This is a genomic window from Pseudomonas grimontii (genome assembly GCF_007858185.1).
GTDB classification, from domain to species: Bacteria; Pseudomonadota; Gammaproteobacteria; order Pseudomonadales; family Pseudomonadaceae; genus Aquipseudomonas; species Aquipseudomonas grimontii.
On the sequence record NZ_VFES01000001.1, the window covers coordinates 70,235 to 85,588 of the forward strand.

Annotated in this window: 15 protein-coding genes; 2 read left to right on the top strand and 13 right to left on the bottom strand. The window is 62.0% G+C overall.

Features of this window, described 5'->3' with window-relative positions; translation table 11 throughout:
• Window positions 1-40: 40 nt before the first annotated feature.
• From FIV39_RS00375 to FIV39_RS00425, 11 genes are all read right to left on the bottom strand, one after another.
• Complete coding sequence (locus FIV39_RS00375) at window positions 41-529, bottom strand: DUF2878 domain-containing protein (protein ID WP_090409629.1); 489 nt, start codon at window positions 527-529, stop codon at window positions 41-43.
• On the bottom strand, window positions 522-1,793 hold the full coding sequence (locus tag FIV39_RS00380) for an SAM-dependent methyltransferase (protein ID WP_090409627.1): 1,272 nt from the start codon (window positions 1,791-1,793) through the stop codon (window positions 522-524). The genes FIV39_RS00375 and FIV39_RS00380 overlap by 8 nt, the downstream gene beginning before the upstream one ends.
• Window positions 1,780-2,589 (bottom strand): DUF1365 domain-containing protein, encoded by an 810-nt coding sequence (locus FIV39_RS00385; protein ID WP_090409625.1) that lies wholly within the window; start codon window positions 2,587-2,589, stop codon window positions 1,780-1,782. Before FIV39_RS00385 ends, FIV39_RS00380 begins: the two co-directional genes overlap by 14 nt.
• The gene (locus FIV39_RS00390; RefSeq protein WP_090409623.1) at window positions 2,586-3,833 is read right to left on the bottom strand and encodes an NAD(P)/FAD-dependent oxidoreductase; all 1,248 of its coding nucleotides are present in this window, start codon (window positions 3,831-3,833) and stop codon (window positions 2,586-2,588) included. Before FIV39_RS00390 ends, FIV39_RS00385 begins: the two co-directional genes overlap by 4 nt.
• Entirely contained in the window at window positions 3,830-4,612 is a 783-nt protein-coding gene (locus FIV39_RS00395) for an SDR family NAD(P)-dependent oxidoreductase (protein WP_090409622.1), read from the bottom strand. Before FIV39_RS00395 ends, FIV39_RS00390 begins: the two co-directional genes overlap by 4 nt.
• Window positions 4,609-5,031 carry a nuclear transport factor 2 family protein gene (locus FIV39_RS00400; RefSeq protein WP_090409620.1) on the bottom strand — a complete coding sequence of 141 codons (423 nt, stop codon included), beginning with the start codon at window positions 5,029-5,031 and terminating at the stop codon, window positions 4,609-4,611. Before FIV39_RS00400 ends, FIV39_RS00395 begins: the two co-directional genes overlap by 4 nt.
• Complete coding sequence (gene phrB, locus FIV39_RS00405) at window positions 5,024-6,466, bottom strand: deoxyribodipyrimidine photo-lyase (RefSeq protein ID WP_090409618.1); 1,443 nt, start codon at window positions 6,464-6,466, stop codon at window positions 5,024-5,026. The genes FIV39_RS00400 and phrB overlap by 8 nt, the downstream gene beginning before the upstream one ends.
• The gene (locus FIV39_RS00410; RefSeq protein WP_090409616.1) at window positions 6,467-7,396 is read right to left on the bottom strand and encodes a MerR family transcriptional regulator; all 930 of its coding nucleotides are present in this window, start codon (window positions 7,394-7,396) and stop codon (window positions 6,467-6,469) included.
• Window positions 7,397-7,411: 15 nt separating this feature from the next.
• Window positions 7,412-8,377, bottom strand: coding sequence for a YbgA family protein (locus tag FIV39_RS00415; RefSeq protein ID WP_090409614.1), 966 nt, complete (start codon window positions 8,375-8,377; stop codon window positions 7,412-7,414).
• Between the two features lie 112 nt (window positions 8,378-8,489).
• Window positions 8,490-8,705 carry a TIGR02450 family Trp-rich protein gene (locus tag FIV39_RS00420; protein ID WP_090409612.1) on the bottom strand — a complete coding sequence of 72 codons (216 nt, stop codon included), beginning with the start codon at window positions 8,703-8,705 and terminating at the stop codon, window positions 8,490-8,492.
• The gene (locus tag FIV39_RS00425; RefSeq protein WP_090409610.1) at window positions 8,702-9,688 is read right to left on the bottom strand and encodes an NAD(P)/FAD-dependent oxidoreductase; all 987 of its coding nucleotides are present in this window, start codon (window positions 9,686-9,688) and stop codon (window positions 8,702-8,704) included. The genes FIV39_RS00420 and FIV39_RS00425 overlap by 4 nt, the downstream gene beginning before the upstream one ends.
• A 212-nt stretch (window positions 9,689-9,900) precedes the next feature.
• Here FIV39_RS00425 and FIV39_RS00430 point away from each other — a divergent pair, with 212 nt between their 5' ends.
• Entirely contained in the window at window positions 9,901-10,800 is a 900-nt protein-coding gene (locus tag FIV39_RS00430) for a TIGR01777 family oxidoreductase (RefSeq protein ID WP_090409607.1), read from the top strand.
• A 15-nt stretch (window positions 10,801-10,815) separates the two neighbouring features.
• Entirely contained in the window at window positions 10,816-11,841 is a 1,026-nt protein-coding gene (gene hemH, locus FIV39_RS00435) for a ferrochelatase (protein ID WP_090409606.1), read from the top strand.
• Window positions 11,842-11,944: 103 nt separating this feature from the next.
• Here the strand turns inward: hemH and FIV39_RS00440 are convergent, their stop codons facing one another.
• Both FIV39_RS00440 and algW read right to left on the bottom strand, forming a co-directional pair.
• Window positions 11,945-14,041, bottom strand: a complete 2,097-nt coding sequence (locus FIV39_RS00440) for a TonB-dependent siderophore receptor (protein ID WP_090409603.1) — start codon at window positions 14,039-14,041, stop codon at window positions 11,945-11,947.
• 112 nt (window positions 14,042-14,153) lie between these two features.
• The gene (gene algW, locus FIV39_RS00445; RefSeq protein WP_090409601.1) at window positions 14,154-15,308 is read right to left on the bottom strand and encodes a Do family serine endopeptidase AlgW; all 1,155 of its coding nucleotides are present in this window, start codon (window positions 15,306-15,308) and stop codon (window positions 14,154-14,156) included.
• Window positions 15,309-15,354 lie beyond the last annotated feature (46 nt).

Sequence of the window (15,354 nt, forward strand, 5' to 3'; positions counted from 1 at the left end):
AAGCTTTAAGCTGCAAGCTGCAAGTAGAAGCCGACCAGCTTCATCTTTTGCCGGTCGCGGCGCGTGCCAGGAGTGAGAACACTACGGTCCAGAGAACGGCCAGCCCGGCCATTGTCGGGCCCAGGCCATAGCCAAACTGTACGCCGGCCAATTGGCTGCCAGCGTAATAGGACAACGGCCCACCCACCGCGCCCAGTAGTGCGGCGCGCCACCAGGGCCGGGCGCTCCAGGCCAAGCAATGGCGCAAAGTAGTCGCCAGCAGCCCCCACAGCAGCATCAGCCAGAACGGAATCAATGGCCCCGGTTCGCTGAACTGGAAAACCCCTGCGGCGCGCAACAGCGTGTCCAACGCCGTGCCCGCCAGTATTACGCTGATGATCAGCGCGCCGTCCTGGGCCCACGAACTTATCCACAGCAGGTGGATTGCCAGCACCGCCAGCCCCACCAGCAACCAGGGGCTATCGCCACCGAGTACGCAGGCAAACCACCCGCACTGGAACAGTATGGCGTTGGCCAGTGGTTTAAGCACTGAAGCGCCCGAGCAACGGAGGGTTGATGGCCGACGGTTTGGCCAGCAGCAATTGCGCAGTGCCAATGGTGCGCTCCATAAAGCCACCCTCGCAGTAGCACAGGTAAAACTCCCACAGCCGCAGGAAATATTCGTCGTAGCCCAACTCCGTCAGGCGGCCGTGGGCGTGGCGAAAGTTCTCGTGCCACAGGCGCAAGGTTCGCGCGTAGTGCAGGCCGAAATCCTCCATGTGCAACAGGTTCATGTCGGTGTCGCGGCTGACGATGTGCAGCATGTTCTGCACACTCGGCAGGGCGCCGCCGGGGAAGATATAGCGCTGGATAAAGTCGACGCTGTTCTTCGCCTGCTCAAAGCGTTGCTCACGGATGGTGATGGCTTGCAGCAACATCAGGCCATCGCGCTTGAGCAGGTGCGCGCACTGTTTGAAGTAGGTCGGCAGGAAGCGATGGCCCACCGCTTCGATCATCTCGATGGACACCAGCTTGTCGTACTCGCCGGTCAGGTCGCGGTAGTCCTGCAGCAACAACGTGACCTGGTCTTGCAAGCCCAGGGCCGCGATGCGTTTTTCGGTGTAGGCGAACTGCTCTTTGGACAAGGTCGTGGTGGTGACCTTGCAGCCGTAATGCTGCGCGGCATACAGGGCCATGCTGCCCCAGCCGGTGCCGATCTCCAGCAAGTGGTCGGTAGGTTTGAGCGCGAGCTTCTGGCAGATGCGTTCCAGTTTGTTCAGTTGCGCCTGTTCCAGGGTGTCGTCGGGCGTCAGGAACTGCGCGGCCGAATACATCATGGTCGGGTCGAGGAATTCTTCGAACAGGTCATTGCCGAGGTCGTAGTGGGCGGCGATGTTTTTCTGCGAGCCCTTGCGCGTGTTGCGGTTGAGCCAGTGCAGGCCTTGGGTGAACGGCCGCGCCAAGCTCGCCAGGCCACCCTCCATTGCGTCGAGCACATCCAGGTTACTCACCATCACCCGCACCACCGCCGTCAGGTCCGGGCTGGTCCAATAACCGTGGATAAAGGCTTCGCCCGCGCCGATGGAACCGTTGGCCGCCACCAGGCCCCAGACCGCCGAATCGACAATCTGGATTTCCCCCAGCAAGTGCGCTTCCCGTGCGCCGAATACCTGGCGCTCGCCGTCCTCGATCACTACCAACTGGCCATGGCGCAGTTGGCTGAGTTGGCGCAGCACACCCTTGCGCAGCAGCGCACTGGTCATGCCGTTGACGTTCAGGCGGTTGGTCTTGACCGATAAGCTAGGGGATTTCATGGCGACGATCCTTGGTGTACCCGACAGCTGTGCGAGAGGCGCCGTCGGCGGCCTGATGGGAAAAAATCGGTGTGCGCTTGAGCAACAGGCGCAGGGCCTGCCAATAAATGGCCAGGCAGGTCTTGGCGGTCATCCACGGAAAGCGCCACAGGTAACGGTGCAGGCTGGCGCGGTTGAGCGTTTCTTTGTGCAGGCTCAAGGTGGCGTCGAAGACTTTCACGTCGCCCTGCCAATCGGCCATGTGCACGCCGAGCTTGGCGGCGGGCGGGCTGAAGCTCATGCGGTATTCCAGGTCGCGCGGCAAAAACGGCGACACGTGAAACGCCTTGGCCACGGCGAAGTGCTGGTGCTCATCCGGGCCGAGGGCCTGGGCCGGCAGCACGTAGTGATAGCGCTCGCGCCATGGGGTGTTGGTCACTTCGCACAGGATCGCGGCCAGTTGCCCATCGGCCTCGAAGCAGTAGAAGAAACTCACTGGGTTAAAAGCCAGGCCCCAACTGCGGGCCTGGGTCAGCAGGCAGATAACGCCCAGGGGTGTATGCCCCAGGGCCTTGCCGACTTCCTGGCGCACGGCATCGGTCAAGCTCATGCCGTGGCGCGTGAATTCACGCAGGTAGTCCTGCTGGCGAAAACCGAAGGGTGCCAGGCGACTCGCGCCGGCCAGGGGCGAGAGCCCGAGCACTTCGTCTTGTTCGCTGAGGTCCAGGTACAGCAGGCCGATGCGGTAGCGAAAGGCGTGGGCCTTGGGTGCAAACCGTCGATGGGCGATCCAGCCGCTGTACAGGGCGCTGTTCACAGGCTTTCCCCAAAGGCTTCGGCCACGCGCAGGGCGCTGACGACACCATCTTCATGGAAACCGTTGGCCCAATAGGCACCGCAATACCAGGTATGTCGGGTGCCGTTCAATTCTTCCCAGCGTGCTTGCGCGGCCACGGCGGCCAGGCTGTATTGCGGGTGGGCGTAGGTGTAGCGCGCGAGGATCTTCAGCGGGTTGATCATCGGCGTCTGGTTGAGGCTGACGCAGAAAGTGGTGGCACTGTCGATGCCTTGCAGGATGTTCATGTCATAGGTGACAGCGGCCTGGGTCTGCGCGTCGCCGCTGAGCCGGTAGTTCCAACTGGCCCAGGCCAGTTCGCGGTCGGGCAGCAGGCGTGTGTCGGTGTGCAGCACCACGTCGTTGTCGGCATAGGGCAGGGCGCCGAGGATCTCCTGCTCGGCCTGGCTCGGGTCGCCGAGCAAGGCGAGTGCCTGGTCGCTGTGGCAGGCGAACACCACCTTGTCGAAAGCTTCGGTGCCGGCGGCGCTGTGAATGATCACGCCCTCTGCGTCGCGCTCGACCAGGTGCACGGGGCAGTCGAGGCGGATGTGCTCACGAAAGCTGCGGGTCAGCGGTTCGATATAACGGCTGGAACCGCCCTCGATCACGCACCACTGCGGCCGGTTGTTCACCGAGAGCAAGCCGTGGTTCTTGAAGAAGCGCACAAAGAATTGCAGCGGAAAGTCCAGCATGTCCGCCAGGGACATCGACCAGATCGCCGCCCCCATCGGGACGATGTAATGCCGGATAAATCGCGGCCCGTAACCCCCGGCTTCGAGGTAGTCACCCAAGGTCATCTCGGCGCTGATGCGCTGCTCTTGCAGGTCCAGCGGTGCCTGGCGATTGAAGCGCAGGATGTCACGCAGCATGCCCCAGAAGCCCGGCGACAGAATATTGCGGCGCTGGGCAAACAGGCTGTTGAGGTTGTTGCCGTTGTACTCGAAGCCGCTGCTCTGGTCGCACACCGAAAAGCTCATTTCGGTGGGTTTGAAGGTGACGCCGATCTGCCCCAGCAGGCGAATGAAGTTGGGGTAGGTCCAGTCGTTGAACACGATGAAGCCAGTGTCCACCGCATAGGGTTTGCCCTCGACGGTGACGTTGACCGTGTGGGTATGCCCGCCGATACGGTCGCCCGCCTCGAACAGCGTGATGTCGTGACGGCGGCTGAGCAGGTAGGCGCTGGTCAGCCCGGCGATGCCGCTGCCGATAATGGCGATCTTCACAGGTCGTCCTTCTTCGGTGGCGGGCTGCGCAACATGCGTTTGCCGATGATCAATTGCGCGCGGCTCGGCAGTTTCGACAGCGGCCACAGCGTGGCGATAAACACCGCCGGGAAGGCGATCTCCAGCGGGCGTTTTTCCAGCTTGGCGAAGATATGCCGCGCGGCCTTGTCGGCCGGCCAGCTCAGGGGCATCGGGAAGTCATTGCGTTCGGTGAGCGGGGTGTCGACGAAGCCCGGGCTGATCACCGTGACATCGATGTTCTCGGGCGACAGGCTGATGCGCAGGGATTCGAACAGGTAGCGCAGCCCGGCCTTGGACGCGCCATACGCTTCGGCCCGTGGCATCGGCAGGTAGGTCACGGCGCTGGCGACGCCCACCAGGTGTGGCGTGCGCCCGGCGCGCAACAACGGCAGCGCCGCTTCAATGCAGTAACTGCTGGCCAGCAGATTGGTGCGCACCACGTGTTCGATAATCGAGGAATCGAATTGCTTGGCGTCGACATATTCACAGGTGCCGGCGTTGAGGATGACGGTGTCGACCGAACCCCAGGCCGCGCCGATGTGTTCACCGATCTCGCGCACTGTCTGGCTATTGGTCAGGTCGCCGGCCACCACCAGCACCTGGCCGGGGTACCGTTGGGCGAGCGCTTCCAGCGGGCCTTTGCTGCGCGAACTGAGGGCCACGTGGGCACCGCTGTTGAGCAACTCCACGGCCAATGCGGCACCGATGCCACTGCTGGCACCGGTCAGCCAATAACGACGGGGCGGCAGTGCGTTCATCCCACTCTCCTTTTCAACCAACTGACGACCCCACCCAGCACGGGAAGGTGTTCGTACAACAGGGCGCCGGCATCGAAGTAATCGCGGTGGCGGTACACCTTGTCATGCCACATCAAATGCGAGCAGCCCTCCACGCGGATAACCTTGCCTTTGCCCAGGCGCGGGTGGCAGAAACTCATTTTCCAGCGCAGGTAACCTTCGCCCTCGGCCACCTGGTCGAAACCGTGGAAGTCGAAGCGCAGCTGGCTGACGTTGCTGTACAGCTCGGCGAAATACGTGTGCAGCGCAGTCAGGCCATGGATTTCATGCAGTGGGTCGGTGAACGCGATGTCCTTGCTGTAGAGGCTGTCGAGCAGCTGCAGGTTGTGCTTGTCCAGCGAGGCAAAGGTCTGGGCAAAGCGGCGCAGGAAGTCACTCATGTTCGGCGACCTCCTGGCGTGAAGGCAGGTTGCGAAAGGCCGCCAGGGCGCGTTCGCGGGATTTTTTCAGGTCGACAATCGAGCGCGGGTAATCCGCCACGCCAAACAAACCGCCAAGCGCTTGCGGGTTGTGCACTTCCTTCTTGTTCAGCGTGGCCAGTTCCGGCAGCCAGTGCTTGATAAATACGCCTTCGCTGTCGAATTTTTCCGACTGGCTCAGCGGGCTGAAAATCCGGAAATACGGCGCCGAATCGGTGCCGGTGGATGAACTCCATTGCCAGCCGCCGTTGTTGGCCGCGAGGTCGCCGTCGATCAGGTGACGCATGAAGAAGCGCTCGCCTTCGCGCCAGTCAATCAACAGGTTCTTGGTCAGGAACATCGCCACCACCATGCGCAGGCGGTTATGCATCCAGCCGGTTTCCAGCAGTTGGCGCATCGCGGCATCAATGATCGGCAGGCCGGTTCGGGCTTGCTGCCAGGCGGCGAGATCCCTGGGCGCATCACGCCAGGCCAGGGCTTCGGTCTCGGGACGGAAAGCGCGGTGACGGGAGACCCGTGGGTAGCCGACCAGAATGTGTTTGTAGAACTCACGCCACAGCAGTTCGTTGATCCACGTGATAGCGCCGATGTCGCCGCTTTCGAACTCGCCCTGGTTGGTTTGCAGTGCGGCGTGCAGGCATTGGCGCGGCGAAACCACGCCGGCGGCCAGGTAGGCGGAGAGCTGGCTGGTGCCGGGCTTGGCCGGAAAGTCGCGTTCGTCTTTGTAGTAGCTGATCTGCTGGTCGGCGAAGGCATCAAGGCGGCGGCGGGCTTCGTCTTCGCCGGCGGGCCAGAGGGCGCGCAGGGTCTCGCTGGGTGGTTCGAAGCCTTCGACCTGTTCGGGAATCGGATCGCGCTTGAGCGTGAACGGGGCTTGGGCCTTGGGCGTTGCGACCAGGCGCGGCAAGGCGCTGTGCAGGCGCGCGTAGCAGACCTTGCGGAACTGGCTGAACACCTGGAAGTAGGTACCGGTCTTGGTCAGCACGCTGCCCGGTTGGAAAAACAGTTGGTCCAGGTAGCGGTGGAACGTCACGCCGTCGGCTTCCAATACCTGGGCGACGGCGGTATCGCGACGGCTTTCGTTGATGCCGTATTCCTCGTTGACGTGCACCGACTCCATGGACAGTTCCCGGCACAATTGGCTCAACACGGCGGGGGCTTGGTCCCAGGTGGCGGCGTGGCGGATCAGCAAGGGAATGTTCAGTGCGCCCAGGGCCTGACTCAAGTGCTGCAGGTTGCGCAGCCAGAAATCCACTTTGCACGGCGCATCGTCGTGGGCCAGCCATTGCTCCGGCGTGATCAGGTACACGGCCGCCACCGGGCCGCGCTGGCAGGCGGCGGCCAGGGCGGTGTTGTCGTGAAGGCGCAAGTCGGTGCGCAGCCAGATCAAGTGCATTTAAATAAGTCCACGTTGGATCAGTAGCTGGTGGGCCGACAACGGGTCTTCGGCCACGAACAATTGCGCAATGTCTTGGGTTAATACGGCCAGCTCGGCCTGGTGGATGCATACCGTCGGTCCGACGATCAGTTTTGCGCAACCGACCCCGCCCAGCAGCTTGGTAAGTGCCGGCAATTGCAGGGCCTTGCTCGAGTACAGGAGCACGGCGCGCGGTTGCAGGTGTTCCGCCGCCAGGGCCAACTCGCCGGCGGGCAGCGGCCAGTCGAAGACTTCCACCGGGCAATCGGCACTGCTGGCCAGCCAGGCGCTGAGCCACAGGTGCGGCTCCAGGGGCAGGTCGGAGTGGTTGACCAGCAACAACGGCGCGCCGTGCAACTGACGATTATTGTGGTAGATACGTGCACCGAACTTGCTGCGCAGCCAGGACAGGAAAAACACCCGCTCCATCTGTGCGCCAAACTGGCCTTGCCAGCGTTGCTCCAACTCCTGCAGCAACGGCAGCAGCAGCTGCTCACACAGGGTGCGCGGCGGGTACAGCGCCATGGCCTGGTTGAATACATCGTCCACCCGGCGTTCGGCCAGCTCGCTGACGGCCTGTACCAGGTTCTGGCGCAAGGCTTGCCACTCGTTCTCTACCGAGTCGGGAAGGGCTTGGGCAGAATCGAGCAGGCCTTTGACCTGGCTGACCGGTACGCCGCGATTGAGCCAGGTGAGGATGGTGTGGATACGTTGTACATGCTCGGCGCTGAACAGCCGATGACCCTTGGGCGTGCGCTGGGGCACGATCAGGCCATAACGGCGTTCCCAGGCGCGCAGGGTCACGGCGTTGACGCCGGTCTGGCGCGCCACTTCACGAATCGGCAGCCAGCCGTCTTCGAGGGCTTGGGCGATGTCTGCGCCGGATTCGTCTTGCAAGACAGCGGTCATGACGCTTTTCATGGTTTAGATCGCATTACGCAGGCTGAGATTTTCCGGGTGCGGCTGCAAGTAGGCCTGCTGCGCGATGTAGCGATCCGGGTGTTGGCGAAAGTGATGCTTGAGCAGGGTCAACGGCACTACCAGCGGCACGATGCCCTGCTGGTACTGGCCGATGACCGTCTGCATTTCCTGTTTGTCATCGGCGCTGATGGCCTGCTTGAGATAGCCACTGATGTGTTGCAGCACGTTGGTGTGGGTGCCGCGGGTGGCGCACTTTTTCAGGCCGGTCATCAGGTCGCTGAAATAGCAGGCGGCCAACTCGTCGAGATTGACGTCCTTGGCCATGCTGCCGAGGCGGTGGCCCAGGCTCTTGTAATGCATCAGGCTGTGGGCCATCAGCAAATACTTGTAGCGCGAGTGAAAAGCCAGCAAGCGGTGGCGGGTCAGGCCCTCGGCCAACAGTTGTTGCCAACTGGCGTAGACGAAGACGCGGGTCAGGAAGTTTTCCCGCAGTACCGGGTCATTCAGGCGGCCATCTTCTTCAACCGGCAGGTTCGGGTGACGCGCGCAGAACGCCTGGGCGTAGATGCCACGCCCGCCGCCATCCACCGGCGCTCCGTTTTCACGGTAGACCTTGACGCGTTCCAGGCCACAGGACGGCGACTTCTGCATGAAGATGTAGCCGCACAGGTCGGTGTGCTCGGCGGCCATTTTGCGACCGTATGCATCCAGTGGCGCGGTGACATTCAGCTCGCGGTGCACGGTGCCAACGGCCTGGGGCTGTTCGGCGTCGCCCACCAGGCGAATGGTTTCACGGGGAATACCCAGGCCGATCGCCACTTCCGGGCACAGCGGCACGAAGTCGAAATACTCGGCGAGTACCTCGCTGCATAGCTGGGATTGCTTGTGACCGCCATTGAAGCGCACGTTCTCGCCCAGCAGGCAGGCGCTGATGCCAATCTTCGGCTTGATGGGCGGTGTGGTGGGCATGGCCAAACCTCTGCAAGATTCCTGTACAAGATTTAAAATCTGTACAACTAAGTCTCATCATAGGTTTGATGCTGTACAAGTCAAATGTTTTGTATAGGTATTTGCGAGGAGGCTATTTCCAGCCGATTTGCCAATCCTCGGCATTTTGCAGGGTTTGCCAGGCCAGGCGTTCAGCGCGCCTGGTCATCACGGCTTGCAACTCGATCTCCAGCAGAGTGCCTTCCTCGTCACGAAACAGCTCGGTCACCAGGAAGTGTTTTTCTTTATTGCGGGGCCGGGCTGCCGTCCACTTCGACAGCAGCAATTTGGCGGGGTTGATGCGGTTCATTGCAGGTGCTCGATCAACCGTCGCGCGGCTTCCTGGCCACTGAGCCATGCCCCTTCCACCCGGCCCGAGAGGCACCAGTCGCCGCACACGTAAAGGCCCAGGTCGGCGTCGGCCAGCACACCGAATTCATGGGCGCTGGAGGGGCGTGCGTAGAGCCAGCGGTGCGCCAGGCTGAAGGACGGTGCGGGCATGGCGCTGTGCAGCAATTCGGCGAAGGCCCCGTGCAGGTGTTCGATCACCGCTTCCTTGGACAGGTCCAGGTGGGCCTTGCTCCAGGTGCTGGTGGCGTGCAGCACCCAGGTGTCGAGGGTGTTGTCGCGCCCGGGTTTGCTGCGGTTGCGCGCCAGCCAGTCGAGCGGGCTGTCTTGCACGAAGCAGCCTTCCATTGGCGTATCCAGGGGCTTGTCGAAGGCCAGGGCAATGGCCCAGGTCGGGTCCATCTTCACGCCGGCGGCAGCACTCGCCAATTTGGGCGCTGCCGCCAGCAGCGCAGTGGCCTGGGGGGCAGGCGTGGCGACGATCACATGGCTGAACGGGCCGTGATTGCCGCCGTCGGCATCCAGCAGGTTCCAGTGTTGCTTGCCTTGGAACACTTCGGTGATGCGGCAACCGAACTCCACCGGCAGGTCGTCGAGCAGTGCGCGGGTGATTGCGCTCATGCGTGGCGTGCCGACCCAGCGGATTTGTTCATCGGGGGAGGGCGTGAGCTGGCCGGACTTGAAGTTGTACAGCTGCGGCTTCCATTGCTCGGCCCAGCCGTTGTTTTGCCAGCGCTGCACTTCGTTGACGAAGCGTCGGTCGCGGGCGGTGAAGTATTGAGCGCCCATGTCCAAGGCGCCAGCATCGCTGCGCTTACTGGACATGCGGCCGCCGCTGCCGCGGCTTTTATCGAACAGTTGTACAACGTGCCCGGCGTCTTGTAACGCTCGGGCGGCGGAGAGACCGGCGATGCCGGTGCCGATGATCGCGATGGGGACAGTCATGGGAGGCCTCGTTTTACCGTTGGGTACAGACTACGCCGACACCAATAGCTGTACAATATTGTTTTTTGGTATAAGTTTTGGCGTACCTGATCGCTTGGCGTGGCCTATGGTTAACCATGAGGCTTAAACAAAAGTCACGCCCGATTACAAATTGATCCCTGCTTATAAAATAGACTAGTGATCGGCGGCGAACGTTACATGAGGAGCGTCCCATGCATATTTTGCTGACCGGCGGTACCGGACTGATCGGTCGCCAACTCTGCCAACACTGGATTGCCGAGGGGCATCGCCTGACGGTGTGGAGTCGCCATCCTGAAGACGTCGCCCGGTTGTGCGGTGCCACGGTGCAGGGTGTTGGCCGTCTGGAGGACGTGACCGACGCGGTGGACGCGGTGGTCAACCTGGCTGGCGCGCCGATCGCTGACCGTCCCTGGACCCACAAACGCAAGGCGTTGTTGTGGAGCAGCCGCATCGGCTTGACCGAAACCCTGTTGGCCTGGCTCGACGGCCTGGCGCAAAAACCGGCGGTGCTGGTTTCCGGTTCGGCGGTGGGTTGGTACGGCGACGGTGGCGAGCGCGAACTGACCGAGGCCAGCGGCCCGGTACAGGACGATTTCCCCAGCCAACTCTGCATCGCCTGGGAAGAAACCGCCCAGCGCGCCGAAGCGATGGGCATTCGCGTGGTGCTGGTGCGTACGGGGTTGGTGCTGGCGGCCGAGGGCGGCTTTTTGTCGCGCCTGTTGCTGCCGTTCAAACTCGGGCTGGGCGGGCCTATCGGCAAGGGGCGGCAGTGGATGCCGTGGGTGCATATCAAGGATCAAATCGCCCTGATTGATTTTCTTCTGCACAAGGATGACGCCAGCGGTCCTTATAATGCCTGCGCGCCGCACCCGGTGCGTAACCGCGAGTTCGCCAAGACATTGGGCCAGATGCTGCACCGCCCGGCGTTCATGCCGATGCCGGCCTTTGCATTGAAGGTGGGTTTGGGCGAGTTATCGGGGCTGTTGCTGGGCGGGCAGAAGGCGATCCCCGAACGCTTGATGGCCGCCGGTTTCATTTTCCAGTTCACTGAGTTGCATGCGGCTTTGGATGACTTGTCCAGCCGCCTCTAAGAGATAGGAAGTTGCATGACGGATCACGCGTTGTTACTGGTCAACTTGGGTTCACCGGCCTCCACTTCGGTGGCCGATGTGCGCAGCTACCTCAATCAGTTCCTGATGGACCCTTATGTAATCGACCTGCCGTGGCCGGTGCGGCGCTTGCTGGTGTCGTTGATCCTGATCAAGCGCCCTGAGCAATCTGCGCATGCCTACGCCTCTATATGGTGGGACGAGGGTTCGCCGCTGGTGGTGCTCAGTCGTCGCCTGCAACAGCAGATGGCCGCGCAGTGGACCCAGGGGCCCGTGGAGTTGGCGATGCGTTATGGCGAGCCTTCCCTGGAAACGACGCTCACGCGGTTGGCCGCCCAAGGTATTCAGAAAGTGACTCTGGCGCCCCTGTACCCGCAGTTTGCCGACAGCACCGTGACCACGGTGATTGAAGAAGCCAAGCGGGTAGTGCGCGAGAAAAAGCTCAACGTACAGTTCTCGATCCTGCAGCCGTTCTACGACCAGGCGGAATACCTCGACGCGTTGGCAGCCAGCGCCCGACCTTATATAGATGCGCATTACGATCACTTGCTGCTGAGTTTCCACGGCTTGCCCGAGCGCCATCTGAAAAAGCTCGACCCTACGGGCGCGCATTGTTTCAAGGATGCGGACTGTTGCAAGAACGCCTCGCCTGAGGTGCTCGCTACCTGCTACCGCGCGCAATGCTTCAGCGTCGCCCGGGATTTCGCCGCGCGCCTGGGCTTGCCCGACGACAAATGGTCAGTGGCGTTCCAATCGCGCCTGGGCCGCGCGAAGTGGATCGAACCCTACACCGAGGCACGCCTGGACGCGCTGGCCCGGCAAGGGGTGAAAAAGCTGCTGGTGATGTGCCCGGCGTTTGTTGCCGATTGCATCGAGACCCTGGAAGAGATCGGTGATCGTGGTCGGGAGCAATTCCGCGAGGCGGGCGGTGAGGAGCTGGTGCTGGTGCCGTGTTTGAATGACGATCCACAGTGGGCAGCGGCGCTCAATGCTCTCTGCGAAAGAGCACCGCTGTCACTGTAGGAGCGAGGGGGACGCCTAGTTCTTGCTCGCGAAGGTCGTTAACGATAACGCAGTGCATCTGGGGTAACGCGGCGCTCTCAGGTGCTTCGCGAGCAAGGGGGGATTAGAGGTTGAGAGTCAGGCTGACGGTGAGATTGCGCGGTTCGCCGGGATTGACCCAGTAATTGCTGTAGGACCGCTCGTAGTACTTTTCATCGAACAGGTTGTTGAGGTTCAGGCCCACGGTGACGTTCTGCGTGGCCTTGTAATGGGCCAGCAAGTCGACGGTGTGGTAGGCGGGCAGTTCAAAGCGGCTGCCCGCTTCACCCGAGCGATCCCCTACATAGGTGAACGCCGCGCCCAGGTCTGAACCGCGTAACGCACCTTCCTGGAATTCATACACCCCCAACAGACTGCCGCTGCGCTTGGCCACGCCGAGAATGCGGCTGCCCGCCGGAATGGCTTTATCACCCTTGGTCACTTCGGCATCGATGTAGGCAAAAGCGCCGATTATCCGTACGGCATCCGTTAGCTGTCCTGTCAGTTGCAGGTCGAAGCCCTGGCTGCGTGCCTTGCCCATGGCGCGGTTGGTATTGGTGGCCGGGTCCAGGGCCAGCACGTTTTCCTTTTCGATATGGAAGGCGGCTAGGGTGGCGCTGAGTCGGTCGTCGAACAGCTCGCTCTTGATCCCCACCTCATAGCCCACGCCTTCTTCGGGCTTGAAGGTTTTACCGGTGGCGTCCAGGCCGCTGTTGGGCTTGAACGAGGTGGAGGCGTTGGCGAACACCCCTACCTCAGGTGTCAGTTGGTAGAGCAGGCCAGCGCGCTGGGTGAGTGCGTCGTGGGTTTGCCGACTCTTGGCGTGGTTGCGGGTGAAGTCGTCGGTGCTTTGTTCGAAGTGCTCGAGGCGCGCGCCGACCATGCCGCGCAGGCGGTCGGTGAAGATGATCTGGTCTTGCAGGTTCAGCGCCTGGCTTTTGGTCTGTTCGAAGAAGTCGGTGCCGGAGCTTGCGCCATTGGGTTTGGGCTGGCCGTAGACCGGGTTGTAGAGGTCGATGGCGTAGGGGCTGCCGGCAATGGCGGTGACGCGTTCTTTCTTGCGGTAATCCTCGTACTCGGTGCCGACCAGCAGTTCGTGCTGCCAACTGCCAATGTCGAACAGACCGCGCAGTTCCAACTGGGTGATGCTGTCGTGCCAACCCATGGAGCGTTCGCGGTAACGGCGGTCGAGGGTGTGGCCGTCAGCGTTCAGTGCGCGGTTTTCCGAGGCGTCGCCCCACAGGCTGCCCTGTTTGTAATGGCTGGCCAGGCGCAGTTTCCAGGCGTCGTTGAGGTGATGCTCAAGGGTGGCCTGGATGCGGTTGTTGTGGTTATCAATATCACCGTCGTTGGGCTCGCCGAGGAAGGTGGCGCGCGATACGCCTGGGGCGTCGACGATGCCCCGGTCGAAGGTGGAGCTGTGGCGTACGAATTCGCTTTCCACCAGCAGGCGGGTGTCCGGGTCCAGCTGCCAGCTGAAGGAGGGCGCGACAAATACGCGCTTGCTCTCGACGTGGTCGCGGAAGCTGTTGTTGTCCTCCACCGCCAGGTTGACCCGTGACAGCAGGTTGCCCTCACTGTCCAGCGGCGTATTGACGTCGACGGCAGTGCGATAACGGTCCCAACTGCCGGCGCTGGTTTGCAGGGTGGTGAAGGCTTCAGGCTGAGGCTTTTTGGTGACGATATTCACGGTGCCGCCGGGATCGCCACGGCCGTAAAGGCTGGCGGCCGGGCCTTTGAGCACTTCGATGCGTTCGATATTGGCCGCGTCCGGCGTGCTCGGGTAGCCCCGGTTGGCGCTGAAGCCGTCCTGGTAGAACTCCGACGTGGTGAAGCCGCGCACGCTGTATTCGTAGAGCGTGAGGCCGCCAAAGTTGTTCTGCTTGGACACGCCGCCGGCAAACTCCAGGGCGCGTTCCACGTTGGTGCTGCCCAGGTCCGTGAGTACCGAGGCAGGAATCACGCTGATGGACTGTGGGATGTCGCGCAGGGCGGTGTCGGTTTTGGTCGCACTGGCAGAGCGCGTGGCGCGGTAGCCTTTGACCGGGTCGGTGGCCGATTCATAGGCGTCGGTGGTGACGCTGATGGCGTCCAGCTCAACGGTGTTGTCTTCGGCAAAGGCGGGGTCCAGCAGCAAACCCAAGGCCAGGCCAGCCAAGGGGGCAAACTTTCGAGACGGCATGATAGAGCGTTCCAATAACGATATTGAAACAATATAACATGTCTAATGAGAATGAATTTGCTTTGAAATATGAGCTTACAGGTACCCGCAAACGGGTACCTGGCGCGGTGGTTTATTCTTCTTCCTTGACCGGTGCAGGCGGTGGACGCAGGCCGATTTCCGCCAGCAGCTTGATTTCTTTACCGTTGCGCATCACCTGGATCGCCACCTTGTCGGTCGGCTTGATCCGCGCCACTTGGTTCATCGATTTGCGACCATCACCGGCCGGTTCGCCGTTGATGCTGAGGATCACATCCCCCAATTGCAGGCCGGCTTTCTGCGCCGGGCCATCGCGGAAGATCCCGGCGACCACGATGCCAGGGCGCCCGGTCAGGCCAAACGATTCGGCCAGTTCCTTGGTCAACGGCTGTACTTCAATCCCCAGCCAGCCGCGAATGACCTGGCCGTGCTCGATGATCGACTTCATCACTTCCATCGCCAGCTTCACCGGGATCGCAAAACCGATGCCCTGGGAACCGCCGGACTTGGAGAAAATCGCCGTGTTGATACCGGTCAGGTTGCCATTGGCATCCACCAGCGCACCGCCGGAGTTGCCCGGGTTGATCGCCGCGTCGGTCTGGATGAAGTCTTCGTAGCTGTTAAGCCCCAGCTGGTTACGCCCGGTCGCGCTGATGATGCCCATGGTCACCGTCTGGCCCACCCCGAACGGGTTGCCGATGGCCAGTGCCACATCACCCACCCGCAGCCCATCGGAGCGGCCGAGGGTGATGGACGGCAGGTTTTTCAAATCGATCTTCAGTACCGCGAGGTCGGTTTCCGGGTCGCTGCCCACCACACGGGCCAGGGTCTCGCGGCCATCGCGCAGGGCCACCACAATCTGGTCGGCGCCGGTGGTCACGTGGTTATTGGTGAGGATGTAGCCTTCGGGGCTCATGATCACCCCGGAACCCAGGCTGGACTCCATGCGGCGCTGCTTGGGCCCATTGTCACCGAAATAGCGGCGGAACTGCGGGTCTTCAAACAACGGATGCGCCGGCTTGTTGATGACCTTGGTGGTGTACAGGTTGACCACGGCCGGAGCGGCGATGACCACCGCGTCCGCGTAAGTCACCGGGCCTTGCACCACCGCGCTGGTCTGCGGCGCCTGTTGCAGGTTGACATCAAGGCTGGGTAAGCCCACCAACTGGGGATAACGCTGAATAATCAGCATCGCGATCAGCACGCCAGCCAGCAATGGCCATCCAAAAAAACGCAGTGCCTTGAGCATCAAGTAAGTCCTGACAGGTTGCAGGGGGCGGGAGAGCGCCCATAAT

Coding starts and splice junctions, on each gene's coding strand:
- FIV39_RS00380 (WP_090409627.1), bottom strand. CDS start 1,793: ATGAAATCCCCTAGCTTATCGGTCAAGACCAACCGCCTGAACGTCAAC.
- FIV39_RS00395 (WP_090409622.1), bottom strand. CDS start 4,612: ATGAACGCACTGCCGCCCCGTCGTTATTGGCTGACCGGTGCCAGCAGT.
- FIV39_RS00400 (WP_090409620.1), bottom strand. CDS start 5,031: ATGAGTGACTTCCTGCGCCGCTTTGCCCAGACCTTTGCCTCGCTGGAC.
- phrB (WP_090409618.1), bottom strand. CDS start 6,466: ATGCACTTGATCTGGCTGCGCACCGACTTGCGCCTTCACGACAACACC.
- FIV39_RS00410 (WP_090409616.1), bottom strand. CDS start 7,396: ATGACCGCTGTCTTGCAAGACGAATCCGGCGCAGACATCGCCCAAGCC.
- FIV39_RS00415 (WP_090409614.1), bottom strand. CDS start 8,377: ATGCCCACCACACCGCCCATCAAGCCGAAGATTGGCATCAGCGCCTGC.
- FIV39_RS00420 (WP_090409612.1), bottom strand. CDS start 8,705: ATGAACCGCATCAACCCCGCCAAATTGCTGCTGTCGAAGTGGACGGCA.
- FIV39_RS00425 (WP_090409610.1), bottom strand. CDS start 9,688: ATGACTGTCCCCATCGCGATCATCGGCACCGGCATCGCCGGTCTCTCC.
- FIV39_RS00430 (WP_090409607.1), top strand. CDS start 9,901: ATGCATATTTTGCTGACCGGCGGTACCGGACTGATCGGTCGCCAACTC.
- hemH (WP_090409606.1), top strand. CDS start 10,816: ATGACGGATCACGCGTTGTTACTGGTCAACTTGGGTTCACCGGCCTCC.
- FIV39_RS00440 (WP_090409603.1), bottom strand. CDS start 14,041: ATGCCGTCTCGAAAGTTTGCCCCCTTGGCTGGCCTGGCCTTGGGTTTG.
- algW (WP_090409601.1), bottom strand. CDS start 15,308: ATGCTCAAGGCACTGCGTTTTTTTGGATGGCCATTGCTGGCTGGCGTG.